A 20,394-nucleotide genomic window follows, 5' to 3' on the forward strand; every position below is an offset into this window, starting at 1 on the left:
TGCAGCATCGGTTGCCTGTGGTAACCGGCCATTTTACGCGTTGGACGAAATTGGCTGTGTGCCCACCTCCACATCCACGCCCGCCGCCGCGAACACCTGAGCCAGTGCGGGCGCCGGTGCTTCATCCGTTACCAGCAGATCGACGGCGTCCGCGCCGAACGCGTGCACCAGCGCGCTGTGGCCGAATTTCGCGTGATCCGCCGCGACTACGCACCGTTCCGCCTGGGCGAAAGCCGCCTGCGAAAACGTCGCATCGGCGGGCAGCGCATCCATGAAACGGCCCTGCATGTCGATCGCGGTGACCGAGACGATCGCGTAGCGCACGTGAAACTGCCGCAGAAAAGCCAGCGCGCTGTCGCCGACCGCCGCGCAATCGTCCGGCCGCAACTCGCCGCCCGCGATGAAGACCCGGTTGCCATTGCGCGGTGCCAGCAAGCGCGCGACTTCGATGGAAGGGGTCACGACCGTCAGCCGCGAGCGGGCGGCGAGCGCCTGCGCAATATGCAGACAGGTCGTGCCGCCCTCCAGGATCAGCGAATCGCCGTCCCGCACCAGTTCGCCGATGCGCGCGCCGATTGCCCGCTTGCCCTCCTGGCTTGCCGTCATGCGTCGCTGGAACGGCGGCTCGTCGAGTCGCTCGGGCAGCATGATGCCGCCGTGAACCTTGATCAGCAGGCCGTCCGCGATGAGTGGTTTGATGTTGCGGCGGATGGTCTCGTCGGAGACGTCGAAACGGCCGGCGAGATCCGTGATCGTGCATGTGCGCTGCTCGCGGACGAGTCGCAGGATTTCGGCTTGGCGCTGGTTGGAAAACATGGCGATTGGGCGGTGATGGTTCAGTGGAGTCTAGCAAAAGACACAGTCAGGCGGGTTGGATAGCCACACGCTTCCAACCAAAACCACATATCCACGGCGATGCCGGCGCGGTCTGTTCTGCTGAAACGGGGCGTTGGTGAGATGGCTTGTTTCCAAAAGCACGAGCGCGTGACCGCTGCATGACGCCGCCGAAATCGCAACAGGGCTGCGTGTTCGTTGCGTTCCGTGTTTTTTTACGGCACTCTACACGCACTTTGTCCACGCATTTCAACACATGTCCACACTACCTCCCACTCACACGCGCGTCGTCATCGTCGGCGGCGGGATCATCGGCTGCTCGGTCGCCTACCATCTGACGAAGCTGGGCTGGACCGATGTGGTGCTGCTCGAACAGGGCCAATTGTCATGCGGCACGACCTGGCACGCGGCCGGGCTCGTCGGCCAGTTGCGCGCGCAGGAAAGCATGACGAAGCTGATCCGCTATTCGACCGCGCTCTATGCCGAACTCGAAGCCGATACCGGCCTCGCCACCGGCTGGAAGCAATGTGGCTCGCTCTCGGTGGCGCGCACGGCAGAGCGGATGACGCAACTCAAACGCACCGCCGCCGTCGCGCGCGCCTACGGCGTGGCCTGCGACGTGATCAGCCCGCGCGAAGCCGGCGAGCTGTGGCCGCTCATGCGCACCGACGACCTGCTCGGCGCGGTCTGGCTGCCCGGCGACGGCAAGGCGAATCCCACCGACCTGACCCAGGCTCTCGCCCGCGGCGCTCGCCAGCGCGGCGCGCGCATTGTCGAAAATACCCGCGTCACGGCGATCCACACCCGCACCGCGCACGACGGCAACGCGAACGGCGCGCGTGAAGTCAGCGGCCTCGCGTGGCGCAACAAGGACGGCGAGGAAGGCACGCTCGGCGCGGACATCGTCGTGAATTGCGCGGGCCAGTGGGCCAAGGCCGTCGGACGCTTGTGCGGCGTGACCGTGCCGCTGCATTCGGCCGAGCACTACTACATCGTCACGGAACGGATTGCCGGCGTGCATCCGGATCTGCCGGTGATGCGCGACCCGGACGGCTTCATCTATTTCAAGGAAGAAGTGGGCGGCCTCGTGATGGGCGGCTTCGAGCCGGATGCGAAACCGTGGGGCATGAACGGCATCCCCGAGAATTTCGAGTTTCAACTGCTGCCGGACGATTGGGATCAGTTCGAAATCCTGATGGAAAACGCGCTGCAGCGCGTGCCCGCTCTCGAAACCGCTCAGGTGAAGCAGTTCTATAACGGCCCCGAATCGTTCACGCCGGACAACAACTTCATGCTGGGCGAAGCGCCCGAACTGCGGCGCTTTTTCGTCGGCGCGGGTTTCAATTCGATGGGCATCGCGTCGGCGGGCGGCGCCGGGATGGCGCTCGCGGAATGGATCGTCGCAGGCGAGCCGACCATGGATCTGTGGCCGGTCGATATTCGCCGCTTCGCGCGTTTCAACGGCAACGACACGTGGCTGCACGATCGCGTGAAGGAAACGCTCGGCCTGCATTACGCGATGCCATGGCCGAATCGCGAACTCGACAGCGCGCGGCCGTTCCGCCGCTCGCCGCTGTATTCGCTGCTGCGTGACGGGGGCGCATGTTTCGGCAGCAAGATGGGCTGGGAGCGCGCCAACTTTTTCGCGCCCTCGCCTGACGAGGCCAGGATCGAGTACGCGTTCGGCCAGCAGAACTGGCTGCCCTGGAGCGGCGCCGAACACCGCGCGTGCCGCGAAGGCGTCGCGCTGTTCGACATGACGTCATTCTCCAAATTTCTCGTCAAGGGACGCGACGCGCAAAGCGTGCTGCAAGGCCTCGTCGCCAACGACGTGGACGTGCCGAACGGCACCACCGTCTACACCGCCATGCTCAACGAGCGCGGCGGCTATGAATCGGACTTCACGCTCACGCGCCTCGCCGACGATCAATACCTGCTCGTCACCGGCACCGCGCAAACCACGCGCGACTTCGACACCATCGAAAAAGCCATTCCGCACGACAGGCACTGCACGCTCGTCGACGTGACCGGCCAATATGCGGTGCTCGCCGTGATGGGCCCGCGTTCGCGCGAACTGCTGCAAAGCGTGTCAAAAGCGGATTGGAGCAACGAGGCGTTCGCATTCGGCCAGAGCCGTGAGGTCGATCTCGGCTACGCGACGGTGCGGGCCACGCGTCTTACCTATGTTGGCGAACTTGGCTGGGAACTGTACGTGCCGGTGGAATTCGCGGTCGGCGTGTACGAGACGCTGCACGCAGCCGGTAAAACGTTGGGCCTCGTCAACGCAGGCTACTACGCGATCGACTCCTTGCGCATCGAGAAAGGTTATCGCGCTTGGGGCCGCGAACTCACGCCGGATACGAACCCCTTCGAAGCAGGCCTCTCATTCGCCTGCAAGCTCGACAAGGACATTGCATTTCGCGGCCGCGACGCTCTGCTGAAATTGCGCGCCGAACCGCTGCGCAGACGCATGGTCGTGCTGACCGCCGACGGCGCAACGGAGCGCATGCTATGGGGCGGCGAAGCGATTCTGCGCGACGGCAAACCGGTGGGCTTCGTGAGTTCGGCGGCGTTCGGCCACACGCTGGGCTGTCCGGTGGCAATGGGCTATGTGAACAATCCCGACGGCGCAGCGGACGCCGCGTATCTGAACAGCGGCAGCTATGCGATCGACGTCGCCGGCGAACTGCTGCCGGCAACGCTGCATCTCAAGGCGCCTTATGATCCGCGCTCGGAACGCGTGAAGTGTTAAAGAAGCACTAACGCTCGCCGCGCGTCATGCTGGAAAACACGCCGTCGCGCCGGATCAGCCCATGAAACAACGCGGCCGCGAGATGCAGCAGCACGGTGGCGAACAACGCGAATGCGAACCACGTGTGCAACGCGCGCAGCAACGCGAACAACTCGACGTTATGCGGTGCGATCGGCGGCAGATGCAACGGACCGTAGAGCGTGACCGGATAACCCGCGGCGGACAGCATCGCCCAGCCGATCAACGGCATCGCCGCCATCAACGCATACAGCACCAGATGCGAGGCCTTCGCCGCGAACCGCTGTACTGTCGGCATATCGTCGGGCAACGGCGGGCTGCCGCGTGTGATGCGCACGCCCATGCGCAGCACCACCAGCAGCAGCAACGCAATGCCGAGCGGCCGATGAATCGCGATCAGCGTGTCGTGCGCGCGCGAGACGGTGGCGACCATGCCCACGCCGATGAACAGCATCGCGATGATCAAAGGCGCCATCGTCCAGTGCAACAGGCGCGCGAGCGGACTGAAATGGGTGCGCGTCGGCCTCATGAGTGATCTCCGTTTGTCTGGGTTTGATGAAGCGCGGGGTGCAGGGCTTCCTCGCGCGTGCGGCGCTTGTACGACAGCGCATAGGCCGCCGAACGCGCGGCGAGCAAGGGATCGTCCGATGGCGCGATGCCCGCGGGCAGGATCGTCGGATCGAAGTTGACGTCGCGGCACACGCCGTTTGCCTGCGACGTCGTGTGATCGATCACGAGCGTGCCCGCGTCGATATGCTGACGATCGTCGGGCCATTGCAGCGTGGCGTCGTTCGTCGGGTCGCCGGGCTTCGCGACCGTCAGGATCAGATGCCAACGCAGAGGTCCGTTCTGCAGGCGCTGATCGAGGTCGGCTTCGAGGAAATTCTTCTCGGCTTTTTCAGCATCCGTAATCGGCGCATACAGCGTTTCGGGCACCATCGCCCAGCGCACGGCGCGCGTGTTGCCGGCGCCGTCGGTGAATCGGAACGCGTTGATGCTGTAGTACGCGGCATTCGCCAGACTCGACGAAGGCGGATGTGCCTTCACCCAAGCCTGAAATGGCTGGGTTTCGGGATTCGCGGCGTAGAACGCCTTGAGTTTGGCCGGGTCCGGTTTGCCGGTCGCCGGGTCGGGCTTCGCTGCATTCAGTTGCTGATAGAACTGCTCGGGCGTGTGCACCGCGAACACTGGCGTCGAATTCATTCCGGTGCGCCACTGCTCGCCGTTTTGCAACTGGAACAGCAACGCGAGACTGCGTACGGGCGAACTCGTATCCGGCGCGGAAGGATTGCCGCCGGGCACCGCGAAGCGTCCCGTGACCGGCGTGCGGCCGGCCGCGAACACCGCCGCGCTTGAGAGCGCCGCGCCCTCGCCGTTGCTGTCGAAATAACCTTCGATGCACAGACCCTTCGCATGATTGCGCCGATAACCGGGATGCTGACCAGCCACGGCTTCGAATGTGTTGATGATGCGCGGTGCGGTGAGACGCGCCGGCGTCAACCAGCCTGCCGTGTAAGCGAAGCCGCCGGCGAGCACCAGCACGGCCGCGCCGATCACGGCAAGTCGGCAAGGCACGCAGACAGGCGCTGGATTGGGAACGGATGGGTTTGCCACGAAAGACTCCTCTGTCGGATAGATGCGCTTACCGGGCAAACACACGATGCAGCGATCTATTCCATTCGATATCCGGCGCGCCCGTTCCGGTTGCGCGCCGGGTATCGGCACTTCAATTGACGCCGCCTGCCTGCGCGTCGTGGCTCGCGACGCGGTTGGTGGCCGCCGCTTCTTTGGCGAGTGCTTCCTTGTGTTGCGCGACCTGCTGCGCGAACACCGGGCTCACGTCGGGATACGACGCATCGGTGACGTAATTCAGGCCGTTCTGCTGGGCCTGGATCAATTCCTGGTACACCTCAGCACGCGTCTTGCCTTGCGCAAAAGCGCTCGACGAAGCGGCGAGAACAACAACGGACAATGCAGCGCAAGCGATCTTCTTCATGATGAACTCCAATGAGTTTTGTGCGGGTTTGCATGAGGGAGAACCACGGGTCCGCGGCTTTTATTCCTGCGTCGAAGCGAGAGAAAAAACATATTCGAAAGCGGGAATAAACGGACGCGCAACCGGGTTAGCTCGCGCTTCCGCGGCGCGGTGAGGGCTGCATGAAAGTTCGCTCGCGCGAGCCCGGCAGCGTAGAAATTGGCGTGCGAACATATGGAATAAACTGGGGTGTGTGCGTGTTCGCCCCTCGACAGCCGAACTTCGACGCACGCCGACACCATGACCACTGACGCCCCATCCGATTCGCCGCTTTCCGAAGCGGACATTCAGGCCTATGCCGACGGCACGCTGACGCCGGAGCGCGCCGCGTTTTTGCGGGAATATCTGGGCAAGGATCCGGCGGAGGCGCGCCGCGTGGCGTTTTACGGCAGGCTGAACGCGCAGATCCAGCAGGCTTTTCAAACAACTGACGAACCCGTGCCGGGCCGCGTCACCGGGTGGCGCCGCGCAATCGGGCGCATCGACATGTCAAAACGCACGCGAAAGTGGCTCAACGCGCTGGCGGCGCTCGCGCTGACGTTGGCAGCGGCAAGCGGCTGGCTCGCCGCTACCCAGGTGTCCGCCCAGGCGCTGAACAACGCCGCGGTGATGGCGCTCGCGGAAAGTGCCGCCGGCCAGGTGTCGGCTGCTTCGCCCACGCGCGTCGATGCGTCCGCGCCGAATCTCTCGGCGATCGGCTTGCGTCTCGTGGACCGGCGAGTGGTGGCGCTGGGGCCGTTGCAGCGGGTCAGCGAATTCATCTATCTGAACGGCGACAATCAACCGGTCGTGCTGCTGTCGGCTTTGGCGCTGTTCGCGCCGGCGCAGCCGCAGTGGACCGCGAGACGCATCGGCGAGATTCGCCTGTTGCTGTGGACCGCGCAGCGGCAGCGATTCGTGGTCGCCGGCGACGCCCGCACCCACGGCCTGATGCGCGCCGCCGACGCAATGACCATGCGATGACCATGCAATGGATACAGCACGAGATTCACGATCTCAGACACTGCGGCGGAATAAAGAGCTTGCAACCGTGTTCGCATCTCAAATGCGTCTTTTCGCGCGACAGGAGCATGCCTCCTTGCCTGCGGAAAACCCCACGATTGGGATAAAAAATGGATGTCCGTGACGAGTTGATGGAACATGTGCCGCGATTGCGGCGCTATGCACGAGCACTGATCAACAATCGCGATCTCGCCGACGACCTGGTGCAGGACACGCTCGAGCGAGCGCTCGGCCGCACCGGCATGTTCCAGCCGGGCACCGACCTGCGCGCGTGGCTGTTTACGATCATGCACAACGTGTTCGCCAATCAGGCACGCAAGGCTTCCGCGCGCGCCGTCCACGTGGCGGTCGACGACGAAAGCGTGTCCGAGAGCGAATTCGCCGTGCCCTCCGAGCAGACCCGCTCGCTGGAAATGCGCGACCTCGATTACGCGTTGCAGCGTCTGCCCATGGAGCAACGCGAAGTCGTGCTGCTGGTGGGCCTCGAGGAAATGAGCTATGCCGACGTGGCGCTCGCGCTGAACATTCCGCTCGGCACGGTGATGTCGCGACTGTCGCGCGGACGCGAACGCTTGCGGGCGTTGATGGCGGGCACGCAGCCCGGTGCAAAATTACAGGTGGTGCGATGAGCGACCAGACTATGCCGATCGGCGAAGAAGACCTGCACGCGTACGTGGACGGCACGCTGTCCGACGAACGCCGTGCCGACGTGGAGCGCGCGCTCGAACAGAATCCCGACCTGGCCGCGCGCGTCAGCGATTATTTTTCGCTTAACAGCATGTTCCATGAACGCTACGACCGCGTGCTGAACGAGCCCGTGCCGAAGCGACTGCAAGCGCCCGCCCCGCGCCGCTGGCGGATTGCCGCCAACTGGCCGCAATTCGCCGGGATGGCGGCGGCGCTGGTGATGGGCGTGGGCATCGGCGTGGGCACGCATATGGGACAGGACGTGATCGCGCCGGTCGCGGGCGGCCACTCGGACACGCGCCCTGTCAGCGCGGACAGCTCGGAAATGTTCGCACGGCAGGCGGCGGTGGCGCATGTGGTCTACATGCCCGCCGTCGACCGGCCGACCGAGCTGAGCACCGACGACCACGAGCAGGATTTTGTGCAGTGGCTCGCCAACCGGCTCGGCACCAACGTGCATCCGCCGATGCTCTCCAAGAGCGGCTTCAACCTCTCGGGCGGGCGCCTGCTGCCGGGCGCCGATGGGCCGACCGCGCAGTTCATGTATCGCGGGCCGAACGGCGAGCGGGTCACGCTGTGCATTTCGCGTCGCCGGCAGAATTCGAACACGACGGCGTTCAAGCTGTATCAGGACGGCCCGGTGAACGTGTTCTACTGGATCGACGGCGACTTCGGCTATGCGGTGTCGGGAGGGATCGAGCGCAAGGAGTTGCTGCAACTTTCACATGACGTGTATTCGCAGTTGACCGGCGCGGCGCCGGGTTGACCGCTCGCCGAGCTGCTGCATTGCGGATTGCGTTTCAGCTTCCGGGCACGTGGCCTCGAACGTGTGAGGCCGCACGCATCGCGTCGTTTCGAGGCTCTATCGTGGCATGGCAATGCCGCGGACCTGGTTCGAATCGAACTCGACAATATTGCCCGCATTCGCACCTGATCTGATCAGCTCGCGCGGCGTCACGCCCAACAGGCGGCCCATCCAATGCGCCATGTGACTCTGATGCGCGAAGCCCGTATCGAGCGCAATCTGACTCGCGTTGAGCTTGCCCTGCAGCAGCAGCGTTCGCGCGCGCTCCACGCGCCGCTGCACCACGTATTGATGCACCGGCATGCCGAGTGTCTCGCGGAACAGCACTTTGAAATGCGGCACGCTCAACTCGACGAGCGCGGCCAGTTCGCTTAGCGTGAGACGCTGATCCAGATGCGCCTCAATGAACTCGATCACGCGCGCGGCCGTTTTCGGCGCGAGCGTGCGCCGCTTGTTCTCGAGCGTCGGCGCACCGCCGATCAGGCGCAGCACCATCGCCGTACACAGGCTTTCGGCGTAAAGCGGATCGGATGTCTCGTCCGCTTCGAGCTCGGCGCGCAAGGCCCAGGCGAGATGCTGGAAGCGCGGATCGCGCATCTGGAATTGCGGACGCAATTGCGCATCGCCCGATTTCAACGACAGTTGCTCGACGGTCCGCTGCGCGAACGCCTCGCTGATCCACACGCTGAAAATCGTGCAGGCGGCCTCGTCGCTCCACTGCCCGTCGAGTCCCGCGGGAATCACGTCGGCGTCGCCATGCGCCTGGATTCGCGAGTGGCGCCGCTCGTTGCACAGGCAGCGCGCCCGGACCGGCGCGCCGACATGCACGCCCACCCGGTGATACTTGAACGCGGGAATACGGTGCAGCCCGGCCGACACGTTGACCAGTTCCGCGCCGAAGCCCTGCCAGCCGAGCAATCCGCTCGAGCGCAACGTGAGGCGGGAACCGCTATGCGGCAACGGTTGCGGTTTCGGTAGCCCGGCCGGTATGGGTGTTACTGCATTCATTGCTTCCCTCGTGGATGACGGCGAGTGAGTCTGCATTGTGCGGCGTTTTGCGCGGCTTCGCTCGACTCTACGTGATTCAACGTTTCTGCTGCGACTCGGCAAGTGAAACCGTCATCCGAATCTGCGCGGCGCGATCCTTGCCCGCGCGTTTTCGCGCCGCTGCGTCCCTATGATGAGGTCGTACCAAGTCAACCAGGGAGCGCAACGTGTTCGTGATTTTTGGAGCTGCCGGCAATGTCGGCAAAGTAAGCGCGGCGGCATTGCGCCGGGCGGGCCGCAATGTGCGCGCGGTCGTGCGTGAGAAGCAACAGGGCGAATACCTCGCCGGGCTCGGCTGCGAGATCGTCGTCGCCGATCTGCTCGACGCCGCGGCGGTGGCGCGCGCCATCGAAGGCGCGCATGCGGTGCAACTGCTGTGTCCGTTGCCGAATGGGCACGCCGATCCCGCGCAGCCAATGCGCCGTATGATCGACGTGAGCGTCGCCGCGCTGCGTGCCGATCCGCCGCCGCGCATCCTCGCGCTCTCCGACTACGGCGCGGAACATGCGGCCGGCACGGGCATCACGACGCTGTTTCACGAGCTTGAAACGCGACTGCGAACAGTCGATTCGCAGTTGACGTTTCTGCGCGCCGCCGAACATATGCACAACTGGGCGCGCGTGCTGCCGGTCGCGCTCGCGAGCGGCGCGTTGCCGAGTTTGCATCATCCGTTGAGCAAGCGCTTTCCGACTGTCGCCGCGCACGACGTGGGCGTGCTCGCCGCCGAGTTGCTGCTCGACGATGGCGCGCAGCCGGCCTCGCCGCGTGTGGTGAGCATAGAAAGCGACGAGCGTGTCAGCGCATTGGACGTGGCGCGCACGATCAGCGAACTGGCGGGCCGTGCCGTCGTGGCACACGAGGTGCCACGCGGCGAATGGGCTGCGGTGCTGCAAGGCGCGGGGCTCGGCGAGCACCATGCGCGTTTGATCACCGATCTCTACGACGCACACAACGCGGGCCGTATCGATGTCGAAGCGGACATTAGCGAACGGCGTTTCGGCGCGACGACGCTAGCGGAAGTATTCGCGGCGATTGTGCCCCGCGTGGCCGCGGCTGCGGCGACTGCCACCGGCACCGCTCGATAGACAGGAGAGACCGGATGCATACCTGCCCTTTGCTGCGCGCATCGGTCGACGCTGGCAAGGTCGAATCCCAACATCGGAAGCAGTCGACGCGCGCGAGCACGAGCACGCGCGCGTACCGCTGGCTGGCGATATCGGCGAGTCTTGCGGGATGGCTAGGCTGGCGCGCGCTGCGGGACGTGCTCAACGCCATCCCCGACAGCAACGACGACTTCAGCCTGTTCTGACCGGCCGCGCTTGGATCCACCGAAGGCACAAAGCAAAACGCCCGGCATGCCGGGCGCAAGATATCGACGAATCCGCCGCTACAGCACCGGCCGCCATGCACACACGGCGGCCGGTGCGTGCGCGTGGCTCATTCGTTCTCGTCGAAGTAGTGGCCGAACTTCACCTGCTTGGTGCGGATATAGCGCTCGTTTTCCTCGCGCATCGGAATCGCCAGCGCGACCCGCTCGCACACCGGAATGCCGTGCTTGGACAGCGTGTCGAACTTCTCCGGATTGTTGCTCATCAGACGCACCGACGTGACCTTCAGCGTGCGCAGAATGCCGGCGGCCGAATCGTATTCGCGCGAGTCGTCCGGCAAGCCGAGATCGAGATTGGCCTCGACGGTGTCGCGCCCCTGCTCCTGCAGCGCATACGCGCGAATCTTGTTCGACAGGCCGATGCCGCGCCCTTCGTGGCCACGCAGATACAGCAGAACGCCGCAGCCTTCCGCCGCGATATAGCGCAGCGCGAGGTCGAGTTGCTCGCCGCAGTCGCAGCGGTACGAGCCGAGCACGTCGCCGGTGAGGCATTCGGAATGCAGGCGCGTCAGCACGGACGACTGGTTGGCGACGTCGCCCATCACGAGCGCCAGATGTTCGGCGCCGCTTTCGCATACGCGGAACACGTAGGAAGTGAACGTGCCGTAGCGCGTGGGAAGCGTGGCGGTGGCGTCGAGAATGACGCATTCGCCGTTGGTTGCGCCGTCTACTGCGGGCGACGGATCGTGAGACGTGAGCATGGCGTTAGACAATGGTGCTGACATGAACCCGATCAAACCGGGAATAAGGTACGGACTGGGAGTTTACCGCTAATCGGCGTCCCGCACCCGTATGCCCTTGCATGCGGCACGGAACCGCTGTCGCGGCGCCGCACTACCCGAGTCAAACGTCCGGCGCGCCACAGGTATTCCCGAAGTACCTCAGTGCCGCGTCACGCCTATACTGGAATCGCCTGTCCCTCACGACAGCGCGCCGCGCCGGCGTGCTGCACTGCGAAACGGAGCCGCTCCATGACAAGCGTTGCACAGCTTCTTAAAACGAAACCGAACAACACCACCGTTTTTACTGTCGGGGCCGACGACTCAGTCTATGAGGCGATCAAGCTGATGGCCGAAAAAGGCATCGGCGCGCTGGTCGTGACAGACGGCGACAGCATCGCCGGTATCGTCACGGAGCGCGACTACGCGCGCAAGGTCGTGCTGATGGACCGTTCGTCGAAGGCCACGCCGGTGCGCGACATCATGAGCAAGGCGGTGCGCTTCGTGCGTCCCGACCAGACCACCGACGACTGCATGGCCCTCATGACGGAGCGGCGCATGCGCCACTTGCCGGTGATCGAGAATGACCGGCTGGTCGGCATGGTATCGATCGGCGATCTGGTGAAGAACATCATCGCCGAACAGCAGTTCACCATTCAGCAACTCGAGTTTTATATTCACGGCGAGCGGCCCTGACGCGCGGCGCACGCCGCGTAACCGGGCACGCAAAAAAAGCCCAATCGGTCAAACGGTTGGGCGAAGCTACCTTGCGGCAGCGGAGGTTCCTTGATTGGTGCGCGCCGCTCGCGCGGCACGGCGGTCTTGTGGCGCTCGCAGCGCTGCTGGCGCGTGGCGTGCTTAACCCATTCAACGTTTGCAACCCGTGCGCGTCATGACGGGACGCGCACGGTGTTCTCAACTTCAGACTGCGTGCTGCGGTTTCAATTTCGATTTCCGGGCAGCGAAACGCACCTTAAGGGCAGTTCGATCAATCCGCGCGGTTCCGTGTCGTTCGGCGCCCGACCGGGCTAGCCGGCCGCTGAGCGCCGAATCCGCTTGCCCGGCTACCTCACTTAATTACCGAAGTAGACCGACTTCGAGCCCGACGTCGGCTGAACCACGCCGCCGGCTTGCGACGAACCACTCACCGCGCCACCGTAACCGCTGGTATCGGCAACCGGCTCCTGCGTCTGCGCGACGGCCGGGTTTTGCGCCTGGACGCGCCGTTCAGCAGCCTGGATGTCCGATGGATAAGTCGGATCGTTCGACGCGCCCGGGTTGTAGCCCGCCTGTTCAACCCGGATCAGATCGGCGCGAACATCCGCGCGGGTCACGGGTTGCTGGCTCGACTGAGCGAACGAAGCGATCGGAGCGGCGAGAACGGCTGCAATGGCAACTGCCTTGATGAGCGATTTCATGATGATTTACCTCCAGACCTGGTTTTATTTGCGACGCTTGCCACACCATGTGAGAAGCGAGTGAATTCAGTCTAGTCATCACATCGCCAAGGGAAAACCCTTGATTAAGAGATAGATAATTGTTGGAATCGCAAGAATGGGCTGAAAATTACCGCACGGTCGCATTCAAATAGCATCTTTGGCGTAATAATTGTCGGGAACGTAACCCTTTGTGTCTGAAGTTTCAGAAATACGTCTGATCTGAGCGTGTTCTACCGTCAGACGCACGATGCCGGGCAAATTTACACCCGCTTGGGCGCACTGGGCTGGGGCGTTACCAGGAGCTTGCGCGGTCCGCTGACAAACGCGCTGCCGGGCTCGAAGAACCTCAGCGGCTGATGCATTTCGCGCGACAAGCCAATGCGCGTTGTCACACCAACCGGCACCTCGCCCCGCTCGATGACGCCGATCCACAAGCCCTGCCCCGAGCACAGATCCCAGCCGTCGAACGACGGTCCGACGCCGAACGCCATCGTGAGCCGGCCAGGCCCGCGCGCGAGGTCGCGCAACGGCACGCCGGGGCGCCGCGCTTCGATCAACGGCAGGCCTTCGAGCGGTTCGATCGCGCGCAACAGAATGCCGGCGCCGACTTCCTCGGCTTCGGCGGACATATTGAGCATGTACGACAGCCCATAGGTCAGGCGCACATACGCGTGACCCGGCGCGAGAAACATCGAACCGTTATACGGCCGGCGGCCCATGAATGCATGGCTGGTCGAATCGCCGAGCGGATACGCCTCGGTCTCGACGATGCGTCCGCTCATGCGGCCTTCGGGCAAATCGTGCACGAGGTATTTGCCGATCATGAAGCGCGCGAGTTCGACAGTATCGAGAGGCAAATCGTCACGAAGCAATGGCAGGATAGGGAGTTGATGTTTCCGCATGCGTCAGGCCTTATTTTTAAAGCGCATGGTGTAGGGCTTAAGAGAAAATGCGAACGGCATGAAAAGGCGTGCAAGCGTGCCGTCGCGCGAGCCGTGAACGGTGTGATGCGCGTATCGGTTCCAGCGATTGAACGCCATCGGCCAGTTTTCATCGGCCCATTCGTTGTACCAAAACCTCACTTCTGCGCTGCGCGGCCGTCACCATGGCACTAATTGGAGTATCGTGTGTTTCCGGCCTGCAGCACAGCCTTTGCCGGCTAGCGTGTGTTTCGGCCCGCCCGAATCAACATACAGACTGAAAGCATTCGCACGATCCGCAGCACCGTTCCATTCAGTTTTGATCCCGATGTACCCGCTGGTGTAGCGCACTGCCTCATTCGGGGGCGGTTGTACCCATGACAATAGGAGAGAGTTGAATGAAAGCATTCCCGGCAATCAAGATGATCGGCGGCGCGCTGATCGTTCTCGCGTCCCTCAACGCATATGCACAGAGCAGCGATGCAGCCCCGGCAGCGTCAGCGCCGACGGCCAAGCAGACCAAGGCGACCGACCGCGCTTTGGGACGCAAGGTCCGCTCGGCCCTGTCGAAGACGAAAGGCCTGAGCGTGGCGAACATCACCGTGCGCGCACGTGGCGGCGCAGTGACGCTGGCCGGCTCCGTGCCCGAACAACCGCAAGTCGATCTGGCCACCCAGGCGGCACAAGGCGTGGCAGGCGTGACGTCGGTCAAGAACGCGCTGACGATTCGTCCGGTCGGCCAGTAATCGAGTGAACCCTGCTGTAGCAATATAGCCGGACGCCAATGCCTCCTCGCAGGGCATTGGCGTTACCGGAGCGGTTTCGAGCAGTTTCGCCGGGCGCCGCGCACCCGTAGTATGCTCGGCACACCAAGATTCGCCTGCATCCCGCATTCAGTCAGCGGAATTCAATGCATACCGGTCGCCATCGCCGCCGCGCATTAACGACGAACCAGCCACGCACCAGCCACGCCCGCCACGCGTGATCCGCGCAATTCTGCGTGACCCGAGCCCTTTCTCCAGCAGTCGCCGTTTGCGCTACAGCATGCCGGACGCCCGCCGTCGTCATGTGTCCCCTGAGAATCGACATAGCCTCGCACACGAACACTATCCTTTATAATTTAAAGCGTTAGAACGCGTTGTTTAGAAAATACATGAACATGCGCGCTCGCTTCGAGCCAAGGCGGAAGCCATCCGCGTCCCGCCGGGCCATTCACGACAAGCATTAAAGGGAAGCCCGAATGACCACGCCCGCGATCGTTCTGCCCCGCTGGACCATTGCCGTGCCGTTCGTTGCGTGGATCGTGCTCGGTATCGGGTATGCCATGCCGGACAGCGGGCTGCTCCTCGTGCTGGTCGGCGTCGCGCTGTGCGCGGCGGTCTTCACCGCCGTGCATCATGCGGAAGTGGTCGCGCATCGCGTGGGTGAACCGTTCGGCACGTTGGTGCTGGCGGTCGCCGTCACCGTGATCGAGGTCGCGCTAATCGTCTCGGTCATGCTTACGTCCGGTCCGGAAAAAGCCGGCCTCGCGCGCGACACGGTTTTCGCCGCGGTGATGATCGTTTGCAACGGCATTGTCGGCATTTGCCTGCTGGTGGGCGGCATTCGCCATCGCGAGCAGGATTTCCAGAGCCGCGGCGCCGCTGCCGCGCTGGCCGTGCTCGCGTCGCTCTCCGTGCTGACGCTGGTCATGCCGAACTACACGACCACCAGCGTCGGACCGATCCTGTCGTCTTCACAACTAGCGTTTGCGGGGGTGTCGTCGCTGGTGCTGTACGGCGTGTTCGTGTTCGTGCAAACCGTTCGCCATCGCGATTACTTCCTGGCCGGCACGCCGGACGAGGACGTCCACGCCGCGCCGCCGAGCGCCGGCCAGGCGCTGGCGGCCGGCGGTTTGCTGCTGGTGTGCCTCGTCGCGGTGGTGTTGCTTGCGAAGGTGCTCTCGCCGGTGGTCGAGACCGCGGTCAAGAATGCGGGTGCGCCGCCGGCGGTGGTCGGCATTGTCATTGCCGCGCTCGTGCTGTTGCCTGAAGGGCTGGCCGCGGTGCGCGCGGCGCGCGCCGACCGCTTGCAGAACAGCCTGAATCTCGCGCTCGGCTCGGCGCTGGCCAGTATCGGGCTGACCATTCCGACCGTCGCCGCGGTGTTTTTGTATACGCATCAGCCGCTGGTGTTGGGCATCGACGGCAAGGAAACGGTGCTGCTCGTCCTTACGCTGATCGTCGGCACGCTCACGCTCAGCTCCGGCCGCACGACGATTCTTCAGGGCGCCGTGCATCTGTCGCTGTTCGCGGCGTATCTGTTTCTGTCGTTCGCGCCTTGAGCCAGCGGGCCTGACCGTTAAAGAGGGGCCGCGGGCTGGCGGCCCCACGCCGCCCAGACGGCGCGCCTACTCTTCCCAATGCGCCGCGATCCAGTCGCGGAACAGATTCAGCTTCTGCTGATGCGCGACTGAGTCCGGATAAACGAAGTAATAGCGCCAACCGGTCTTGAGCACCGTATCGAACGGCCGCACGAGACGTTTGGCCGCCACGTCCTCGTCGATCAGCGCGAGGTCGCTGATCGCGACACCGAAGCCCTGTAGCGCGGCATTGGTCGCCATATCCAGCGTATCGAAACTCGGCCCGTGCTCGGCGTCGATCGCCGCAGCGTTCGCGGCATCGATCTCGGTCACCTTGGCGAGCCACATCTTCCAGTCGCGATGATCGCGCGTGGGGTGCAGCAGCGTATGACGCGCGAGGTCGGCCACTTCGGCAAGCGGCTTGTCCTTCAAAAGGTCGGGCGCGCACACGGGCGTCAGACGCTCCTCGAACAACGGCACCGCCTGCACGCCCGCCCCCGGCGACGAACCGTAGATGATCGCCGCGTCGAACGGTTCGAGCTGGAAATCGACGTCGTGCTGCCACGTGGTCGTGATCTGCACGTGCAGTTCGGGATACTCGGCCTGAAAGCGCATGATCTTCGGCAACATCCAGCGCATCACGCAGGTCGGTACTTTCAACGCGAGATCGGTGCGCTGCCGTGTGAGGCGCAGCGAAATTTCCTCGATGCGCGCGAAGCTCTCCTTCACGGCAGGCAGCAACAATTCCCCTTCGGCGGTGAGCGTCAGGCCTTTCGCATGGCGCTTGAAGAGCGGAAACTTGTAGTAATCCTCGAGCGCGATGATTTGCCGGCTGACCGCGCCCTGCGTCAGGCATAAATGATCGGCGGCACGCGTGAAACTGCGATGCCGCGCCACGGTTTCGAAAATCTGCAGCGCGTTGAGCGGCGGTAGGCGTCGCATCGTGAGTGTCCAGTACGATCAGGAAAAGTCATTGCGTGGGCGTGGCAGCGCGGCTCGTCGCAGGCCGCCGGAATGCCACTCCGGGCCTACAGGATACGCGATCACAAATTTCCGCACGACAGGCGTGCAGCGTGGCCTCATGCATTCGGCTCATGCCGCCGCCAAACCTCGCGGCCCGGCAAGCCGCAATGCACCGGCACAGGGCAAAGCGCGGCCACAATCGCACCAGAACCGAGCTTTCCTCATACCTCCGCGAGGGCGCACAGCGTCGGCGAAACATGGACGTTAACCCGCATTCGCCACTGCCTCGGCGCTCCAGCCGTCTGACGGGCATGCGCCAGCGCAATCGCGCGACGGCCGCCGCATGAGCTTATGTCATGCCGCCCATGCGCATATTTCGTTTGTTGAGGGATTTTGGCAAACCTAGAGTGCTTCCACACGCAGCGCAGGCAGAAAACGCCAATTAGCGAGGCGACGGCGGCAATCACAGCGACATCATCAGGCAACAAGGCGTTCAACACAGGAGACCGCCATGCAAGAGATCAAACGGGGTAGAAGGCAGGCCATCAAGACACTCGGCGCCGCACTCGCGGCATCCACCTTGCCGATGCCGTTCATCAATTTGCGCGCGCAGGAACACAACTTCAGCGGCAAGACCTTGCGCCTGTTGACCTGGTCGGACGACACTGGCGCGGCCGCGCTGCGCAATATCGCCGCCACCTTCACCGCGAAAACCGGCGCAAAGTCATCGCCGACCGCGCCGACGGCACCTCCGGCATGGTCGCGAAGGTCAAGGCCGCGGGCGATCGCCCGACCTACGACGTCATCACCCTGGCTGGCGTCGGCGCCGCCGGTCTCGGCGACGCAGGTCTACTGATGAAGCCCGATCTGGACAAACTGCCGAATCTGAAAGACGTCGCGCCGCAGTACCGCACGGGCGCGAACGGCTTCGGCGTCGGCTATCTGCTGTGGTCGGACGGCTTGATCTACAACACGTCGACGGTCAAGACCGCGCCCGCATCATACGAAGCCTTGTGGGATCCCAAATACGCCGGACGCCTGTTCCTGCCGCCGCCCGAGTGGGCAGAAGCGGTCGACCTCGCGATCATCGCCGCGAAGATGAACGGCGGCTCGCAGCAGAACATCGAGCCGGGCTTCAAGAAACTGATGCAGCTGAAAGATCGCGTGATGACGCTCGGCGAGAACCCGAACCAGGTGGCGGATCTGTTCCGTACCGGCTCGCTGGATATCGGCGGCATCTATTCGCCGGCGTTCTTCCCCGACCAGATCCGCAAGCCCGAGTACAAGATGGGCGTGACCTACGGCATGAAAGAAGGCTTCGCCACTCAGCTGATGTTCACCGTGATCCCGAAATCGCATCCGGGCGACAGCGATCTGATCCACGCCTTCATCAACCATTCGCTCGACGCCGGCGTGCAGGGCCGCATGGCCGCCGACGTGCTGAACGGCCCGGTGAATTCGAAAGCGGTGATTCCCGCCGAAAGCCGCGCGTTCGTGCCGAGCCCGCAGCAGATCGCCGAGAAAGCCGTGCTGCATGACGACAAGGCGCTTGCCGTGGTGCAGCCGGCGTGGATCAAGCGTTACACCGAAATCTTCGCGGCATGACGACGATGCTCGCGCGCTTCTCGCGACGTGTTGCTTCGTCCGGGCCGGCGCCGGACGCGGCGTCCGGTGCGTCCGGTCTCGGACCGGACACGCCTGCCGCCACCGCGATGGCAAAGGCGCGGCCGTGGCTGCTGCTCGCGCCGATCCTGCTGTTTCTCGCCATCCTCGGCGCGGCGGCGCTGGTCGTGCTGCGCATGAGCTTCGGCACGCAAGGCAACGAGTGGCACGGCTTCACGCTGCAAAACTACGCGGACCTGCTCGACGGCTACTTCATGAAGTCGTTGTGGCTCACCTTGAAGCTCGCGTTCCAAAGCATGATCTGCGCTGTGCTGCTGGCGATTCCGGTCGCACTGGCGATGGCGCGCACGAAGTCGCGGATCGCGCGGCGGCTTCTGCTGGCCGGCGTGCTGCTGCCGCTGCTCGTCAATCTGCTGCTGCAAGGCTATGGCTGGCTGATCATTCTCGGGCCGGCCGGTCTGCTCAATCACGCGCTGCTTGGCAGCGGCCTCGTGCAACGTCCGTTGATGTGGCTGTACCGCGAAAACGGCGTGCTGCTGGGGCTGATCCAGACGGCGTTTCCGCTCGCCGTGCTGCCTCTTTCGAGCGCGATGCGCGCGGTCTCGAGTTCCTACGAAGAAGCCGCCGCCACGCTCGGTGCGACACGCTGGCAAACGCTGCGTCACGTGCTGTTGCCTTTGGCGATGCCCGGCCTCGTGTCCGGCGCGCTGCTCGTGTTCGCGTACAACGCGAGCGCGTTTGCCGTGCCGCTGCTGCTCGGCGGACGCCGTGTGCCGATGCTCGCCGTGCTGGTCCACGATCAGGTCGCGCCTTTGCTGAACTGGCCGGCGGCCTCCGCGTCGGGTGTCGTTTTGATGATCGCCACGTTGACGGTGATGGCGCTGTCGCAGCGCCTCGTGCGCCGCACGCAAAAACTTGCCGAGGAGCCGCACGCATGAGCACGCCCGTTCAAACCGCTCCCTCGCGCATGCCGGGCTCGCCGCGCTCACCACGGCTCGCGGCCGTCATGCCCGGCCAGCTCGGCAAGGCCACCGCCCTGCTCGCGGCGATCGTTCTGTTCCTCGCCGCGCTGCCGATCCTCACGATGATCACCATGTCGTTCAGCGCGGCCGACACGCTCGAATTCCCGCCGCACGCCTATGGCCTGCACTGGTATCACGCCGCGTGGCACAGCTTCGTGTCGCCGGACGCGAGCGACACGCTCTCGATGGGCGACGCATTGCGCACGAGCCTGATCGTCGCGCTATCGACCATGGTGATCGCCACGCTGGTCTCGGTGCCCGCCGCTTACGCGCTGAGCCGCTACCGCTTTCGCGGCAAGCCCGCGGTCGAGCAACTGGTCGCGTTGCCGCTCGTCTATCCGCTCGTGATGCTCGGCCTGTCGCTGCTGCTGGTGTTCAACGTGCTGCCGGTCGAACTCGGCGTGTTCCGCCTGATCATCGCGCACGTGATTCTGGCGCTGCCGTTCACCGTGAAGAATTGCGCGGCCTCGGTCGCCTCGATCGGCCCGGAATTCGAAGAGGCCGCCTGCGTGATGGGGGCGAGTCCCGGCCGTGCGCTCGTCGACGTGATCCTGCCGCTGATGCGCCCCGGCATTCTCGCCGGCATGCTGTTCGCGTTCATCATCTCGTTCAACGAATTCACGGTCACGTTCTTCCTCTACGGCATCGATACGATGACGCTGCCGGTGTGGCTCTACAGCCGCACGGTGTCGTCGCTCGATCCGACCGTGTTCTGTTTCGCCGTGTTCATCGTCGCGATCGATTTCGCGCTGATCTGGCTGCTCGAAAAGCTGATCGGCGACGAAGGCGTCGCCTTGTGA

General features: G+C 64.1%; 20 protein-coding genes and 1 pseudogene. 12 read left to right on the top strand and 9 right to left on the bottom strand.

What is annotated here, in order from left to right; all coding sequences use genetic code 11:
• Positions 1–33 precede the first annotated feature (33 nt).
• Entirely contained in the window at positions 34–816 is a 783-nt protein-coding gene (locus B0G75_RS24255; protein WP_106311455.1) for a DeoR/GlpR family DNA-binding transcription regulator, read from the bottom strand.
• A 274-nt stretch (positions 817–1,090) separates the two neighbouring features.
• On the opposite strand from B0G75_RS24255, the gene B0G75_RS24260 reads away from it, so the two are divergent.
• Positions 1,091–3,586, top strand: a complete 2,496-nt coding sequence (locus tag B0G75_RS24260) for an FAD-dependent oxidoreductase (protein ID WP_106311458.1) — start codon at positions 1,091–1,093, stop codon at positions 3,584–3,586.
• Between the two features lie 7 nt (positions 3,587–3,593).
• On the opposite strand, the gene B0G75_RS24265 is transcribed toward B0G75_RS24260, so the two are convergent.
• The 3 genes from B0G75_RS24265 to B0G75_RS24275 all read right to left on the bottom strand — a co-directional run bounded on the left by B0G75_RS24265 (position 3,594) and on the right by B0G75_RS24275 (position 5,600).
• Positions 3,594–4,133 carry a cytochrome b gene (locus B0G75_RS24265; protein ID WP_106311461.1) on the bottom strand — a complete coding sequence of 180 codons (540 nt, stop codon included), beginning with the start codon at positions 4,131–4,133 and terminating at the stop codon, positions 3,594–3,596.
• A complete protein-coding gene (locus tag B0G75_RS24270) occupies positions 4,130–5,218 on the bottom strand; it encodes a catalase family peroxidase (protein ID WP_106311464.1) in 1,089 nt (362 codons plus the stop codon). Before B0G75_RS24270 ends, B0G75_RS24265 begins: the two co-directional genes overlap by 4 nt.
• Before the next feature lie 112 nt (positions 5,219–5,330).
• Positions 5,331–5,600, bottom strand: a complete 270-nt coding sequence (locus B0G75_RS24275) for a DUF4148 domain-containing protein (RefSeq protein WP_106311467.1) — start codon at positions 5,598–5,600, stop codon at positions 5,331–5,333.
• A gap of 279 nt (positions 5,601–5,879) precedes the next feature.
• On the opposite strand from B0G75_RS24275, the gene B0G75_RS24280 reads away from it, so the two are divergent.
• The 3 genes from B0G75_RS24280 to B0G75_RS24290 all read left to right on the top strand — a co-directional run bounded on the left by B0G75_RS24280 (position 5,880) and on the right by B0G75_RS24290 (position 8,094).
• Positions 5,880–6,602 (top strand): anti-sigma factor, encoded by a 723-nt coding sequence (locus tag B0G75_RS24280; RefSeq protein WP_106311470.1) that lies wholly within the window; start codon positions 5,880–5,882, stop codon positions 6,600–6,602.
• A gap of 149 nt (positions 6,603–6,751) precedes the next feature.
• Entirely contained in the window at positions 6,752–7,270 is a 519-nt protein-coding gene (locus B0G75_RS24285) for a sigma-70 family RNA polymerase sigma factor (RefSeq protein WP_012426855.1), read from the top strand.
• Positions 7,267–8,094, top strand: coding sequence for an anti-sigma factor (locus tag B0G75_RS24290; protein WP_106311473.1), 828 nt, complete (start codon positions 7,267–7,269; stop codon positions 8,092–8,094). The genes B0G75_RS24285 and B0G75_RS24290 overlap by 4 nt, the downstream gene beginning before the upstream one ends.
• A gap of 96 nt (positions 8,095–8,190) precedes the next feature.
• Here the strand turns inward: B0G75_RS24290 and B0G75_RS24295 are convergent, their stop codons facing one another.
• Positions 8,191–9,141, bottom strand: a complete 951-nt coding sequence (locus B0G75_RS24295; RefSeq protein WP_106311476.1) for a helix-turn-helix domain-containing protein — start codon at positions 9,139–9,141, stop codon at positions 8,191–8,193.
• A 206-nt stretch (positions 9,142–9,347) separates the two neighbouring features.
• On the opposite strand from B0G75_RS24295, the gene B0G75_RS24300 reads away from it, so the two are divergent.
• On the top strand, positions 9,348–10,265 hold the full coding sequence (locus B0G75_RS24300; protein WP_106311479.1) for an NAD(P)H-binding protein: 918 nt from the start codon (positions 9,348–9,350) through the stop codon (positions 10,263–10,265).
• A gap of 14 nt (positions 10,266–10,279) precedes the next feature.
• Positions 10,280–10,489 carry a hypothetical protein gene (locus tag B0G75_RS24305; protein WP_106311482.1) on the top strand — a complete coding sequence of 70 codons (210 nt, stop codon included), beginning with the start codon at positions 10,280–10,282 and terminating at the stop codon, positions 10,487–10,489.
• A 128-nt stretch (positions 10,490–10,617) separates the two neighbouring features.
• Here B0G75_RS24305 and ribA read toward each other — a convergent pair whose 3' ends face one another.
• The gene (gene ribA / locus B0G75_RS24310; protein ID WP_012426850.1) at positions 10,618–11,268 is read right to left on the bottom strand and encodes a GTP cyclohydrolase II; all 651 of its coding nucleotides are present in this window, start codon (positions 11,266–11,268) and stop codon (positions 10,618–10,620) included.
• A gap of 270 nt (positions 11,269–11,538) precedes the next feature.
• Here ribA and B0G75_RS24315 point away from each other — a divergent pair, with 270 nt between their 5' ends.
• Positions 11,539–11,982 carry a CBS domain-containing protein gene (locus tag B0G75_RS24315; RefSeq protein ID WP_012426849.1) on the top strand — a complete coding sequence of 148 codons (444 nt, stop codon included), beginning with the start codon at positions 11,539–11,541 and terminating at the stop codon, positions 11,980–11,982.
• 377 nt (positions 11,983–12,359) lie between these two features.
• Here the strand turns inward: B0G75_RS24315 and B0G75_RS24325 are convergent, their stop codons facing one another.
• Positions 12,360–12,704 carry a DUF4148 domain-containing protein gene (locus B0G75_RS24325; RefSeq protein ID WP_106311488.1) on the bottom strand — a complete coding sequence of 115 codons (345 nt, stop codon included), beginning with the start codon at positions 12,702–12,704 and terminating at the stop codon, positions 12,360–12,362.
• A 281-nt stretch (positions 12,705–12,985) separates the two neighbouring features.
• The gene (locus tag B0G75_RS24330) at positions 12,986–13,627 is read right to left on the bottom strand and encodes a DNA-3-methyladenine glycosylase (protein WP_106311491.1); all 642 of its coding nucleotides are present in this window, start codon (positions 13,625–13,627) and stop codon (positions 12,986–12,988) included.
• Positions 13,628–14,043: 416 nt separating this feature from the next.
• On the opposite strand from B0G75_RS24330, the gene B0G75_RS24335 reads away from it, so the two are divergent.
• Together B0G75_RS24335 and B0G75_RS24340 are read left to right on the top strand one after the other, a co-directional pair.
• Positions 14,044–14,391 (top strand): BON domain-containing protein, encoded by a 348-nt coding sequence (locus B0G75_RS24335; RefSeq protein ID WP_106311494.1) that lies wholly within the window; start codon positions 14,044–14,046, stop codon positions 14,389–14,391.
• Between the two features lie 494 nt (positions 14,392–14,885).
• Complete coding sequence (locus B0G75_RS24340; RefSeq protein WP_106311497.1) at positions 14,886–15,968, top strand: calcium:proton antiporter; 1,083 nt, start codon at positions 14,886–14,888, stop codon at positions 15,966–15,968.
• Between the two features lie 66 nt (positions 15,969–16,034).
• On the opposite strand, the gene B0G75_RS24345 is transcribed toward B0G75_RS24340, so the two are convergent.
• Entirely contained in the window at positions 16,035–16,928 is an 894-nt protein-coding gene (locus tag B0G75_RS24345) for a LysR substrate-binding domain-containing protein (RefSeq protein WP_012426844.1), read from the bottom strand.
• Positions 16,929–17,460: 532 nt separating this feature from the next.
• Here B0G75_RS24345 and B0G75_RS24350 point away from each other — a divergent pair.
• From B0G75_RS24350 to B0G75_RS24360, 3 genes and pseudogenes are all read left to right on the top strand, one after another.
• Positions 17,461–18,554: pseudogene (locus B0G75_RS24350) on the top strand (PotD/PotF family extracellular solute-binding protein).
• A 5-nt stretch (positions 18,555–18,559) separates the two neighbouring features.
• Positions 18,560–19,510 carry an ABC transporter permease gene (locus tag B0G75_RS24355; RefSeq protein WP_374956916.1) on the top strand — a complete coding sequence of 317 codons (951 nt, stop codon included), beginning with the start codon at positions 18,560–18,562 and terminating at the stop codon, positions 19,508–19,510.
• The gene (locus B0G75_RS24360) at positions 19,507–20,394 is read left to right on the top strand and encodes an ABC transporter permease (RefSeq protein WP_106311503.1); all 888 of its coding nucleotides are present in this window, start codon (positions 19,507–19,509) and stop codon (positions 20,392–20,394) included. Before B0G75_RS24355 ends, B0G75_RS24360 begins: the two co-directional genes overlap by 4 nt.

This window comes from Paraburkholderia sp. BL18I3N2, assembly GCF_003001875.1.
In the GTDB taxonomy this organism is placed as follows: domain Bacteria; phylum Pseudomonadota; class Gammaproteobacteria; order Burkholderiales; family Burkholderiaceae; genus Paraburkholderia; species Paraburkholderia phytofirmans.

Coding starts and splice junctions, on each gene's coding strand:
- B0G75_RS24290 (WP_106311473.1), top strand. CDS start 7,267: ATGAGCGACCAGACTATGCCGATCGGCGAAGAAGACCTGCACGCGTAC.
- B0G75_RS24275 (WP_106311467.1), bottom strand. CDS start 5,600: ATGAAGAAGATCGCTTGCGCTGCATTGTCCGTTGTTGTTCTCGCCGCT.
- B0G75_RS24295 (WP_106311476.1), bottom strand. CDS start 9,141: ATGAATGCAGTAACACCCATACCGGCCGGGCTACCGAAACCGCAACCG.
- B0G75_RS24335 (WP_106311494.1), top strand. CDS start 14,044: ATGAAAGCATTCCCGGCAATCAAGATGATCGGCGGCGCGCTGATCGTT.
- B0G75_RS24325 (WP_106311488.1), bottom strand. CDS start 12,704: ATGAAATCGCTCATCAAGGCAGTTGCCATTGCAGCCGTTCTCGCCGCT.
- ribA (WP_012426850.1), bottom strand. CDS start 11,268: ATGCTCACGTCTCACGATCCGTCGCCCGCAGTAGACGGCGCAACCAAC.
- B0G75_RS24260 (WP_106311458.1), top strand. CDS start 1,091: ATGTCCACACTACCTCCCACTCACACGCGCGTCGTCATCGTCGGCGGC.
- B0G75_RS24355 (WP_374956916.1), top strand. CDS start 18,560: ATGCTCGCGCGCTTCTCGCGACGTGTTGCTTCGTCCGGGCCGGCGCCG.
- B0G75_RS24340 (WP_106311497.1), top strand. CDS start 14,886: ATGACCACGCCCGCGATCGTTCTGCCCCGCTGGACCATTGCCGTGCCG.
- B0G75_RS24255 (WP_106311455.1), bottom strand. CDS start 816: ATGTTTTCCAACCAGCGCCAAGCCGAAATCCTGCGACTCGTCCGCGAG.
- B0G75_RS24285 (WP_012426855.1), top strand. CDS start 6,752: ATGGATGTCCGTGACGAGTTGATGGAACATGTGCCGCGATTGCGGCGC.
- B0G75_RS24360 (WP_106311503.1), top strand. CDS start 19,507: ATGAGCACGCCCGTTCAAACCGCTCCCTCGCGCATGCCGGGCTCGCCG.
- B0G75_RS24280 (WP_106311470.1), top strand. CDS start 5,880: ATGACCACTGACGCCCCATCCGATTCGCCGCTTTCCGAAGCGGACATT.
- B0G75_RS24305 (WP_106311482.1), top strand. CDS start 10,280: ATGCATACCTGCCCTTTGCTGCGCGCATCGGTCGACGCTGGCAAGGTC.
- B0G75_RS24315 (WP_012426849.1), top strand. CDS start 11,539: ATGACAAGCGTTGCACAGCTTCTTAAAACGAAACCGAACAACACCACC.
- B0G75_RS24345 (WP_012426844.1), bottom strand. CDS start 16,928: ATGCGACGCCTACCGCCGCTCAACGCGCTGCAGATTTTCGAAACCGTG.
- B0G75_RS24330 (WP_106311491.1), bottom strand. CDS start 13,627: ATGCGGAAACATCAACTCCCTATCCTGCCATTGCTTCGTGACGATTTG.
- B0G75_RS24265 (WP_106311461.1), bottom strand. CDS start 4,133: ATGAGGCCGACGCGCACCCATTTCAGTCCGCTCGCGCGCCTGTTGCAC.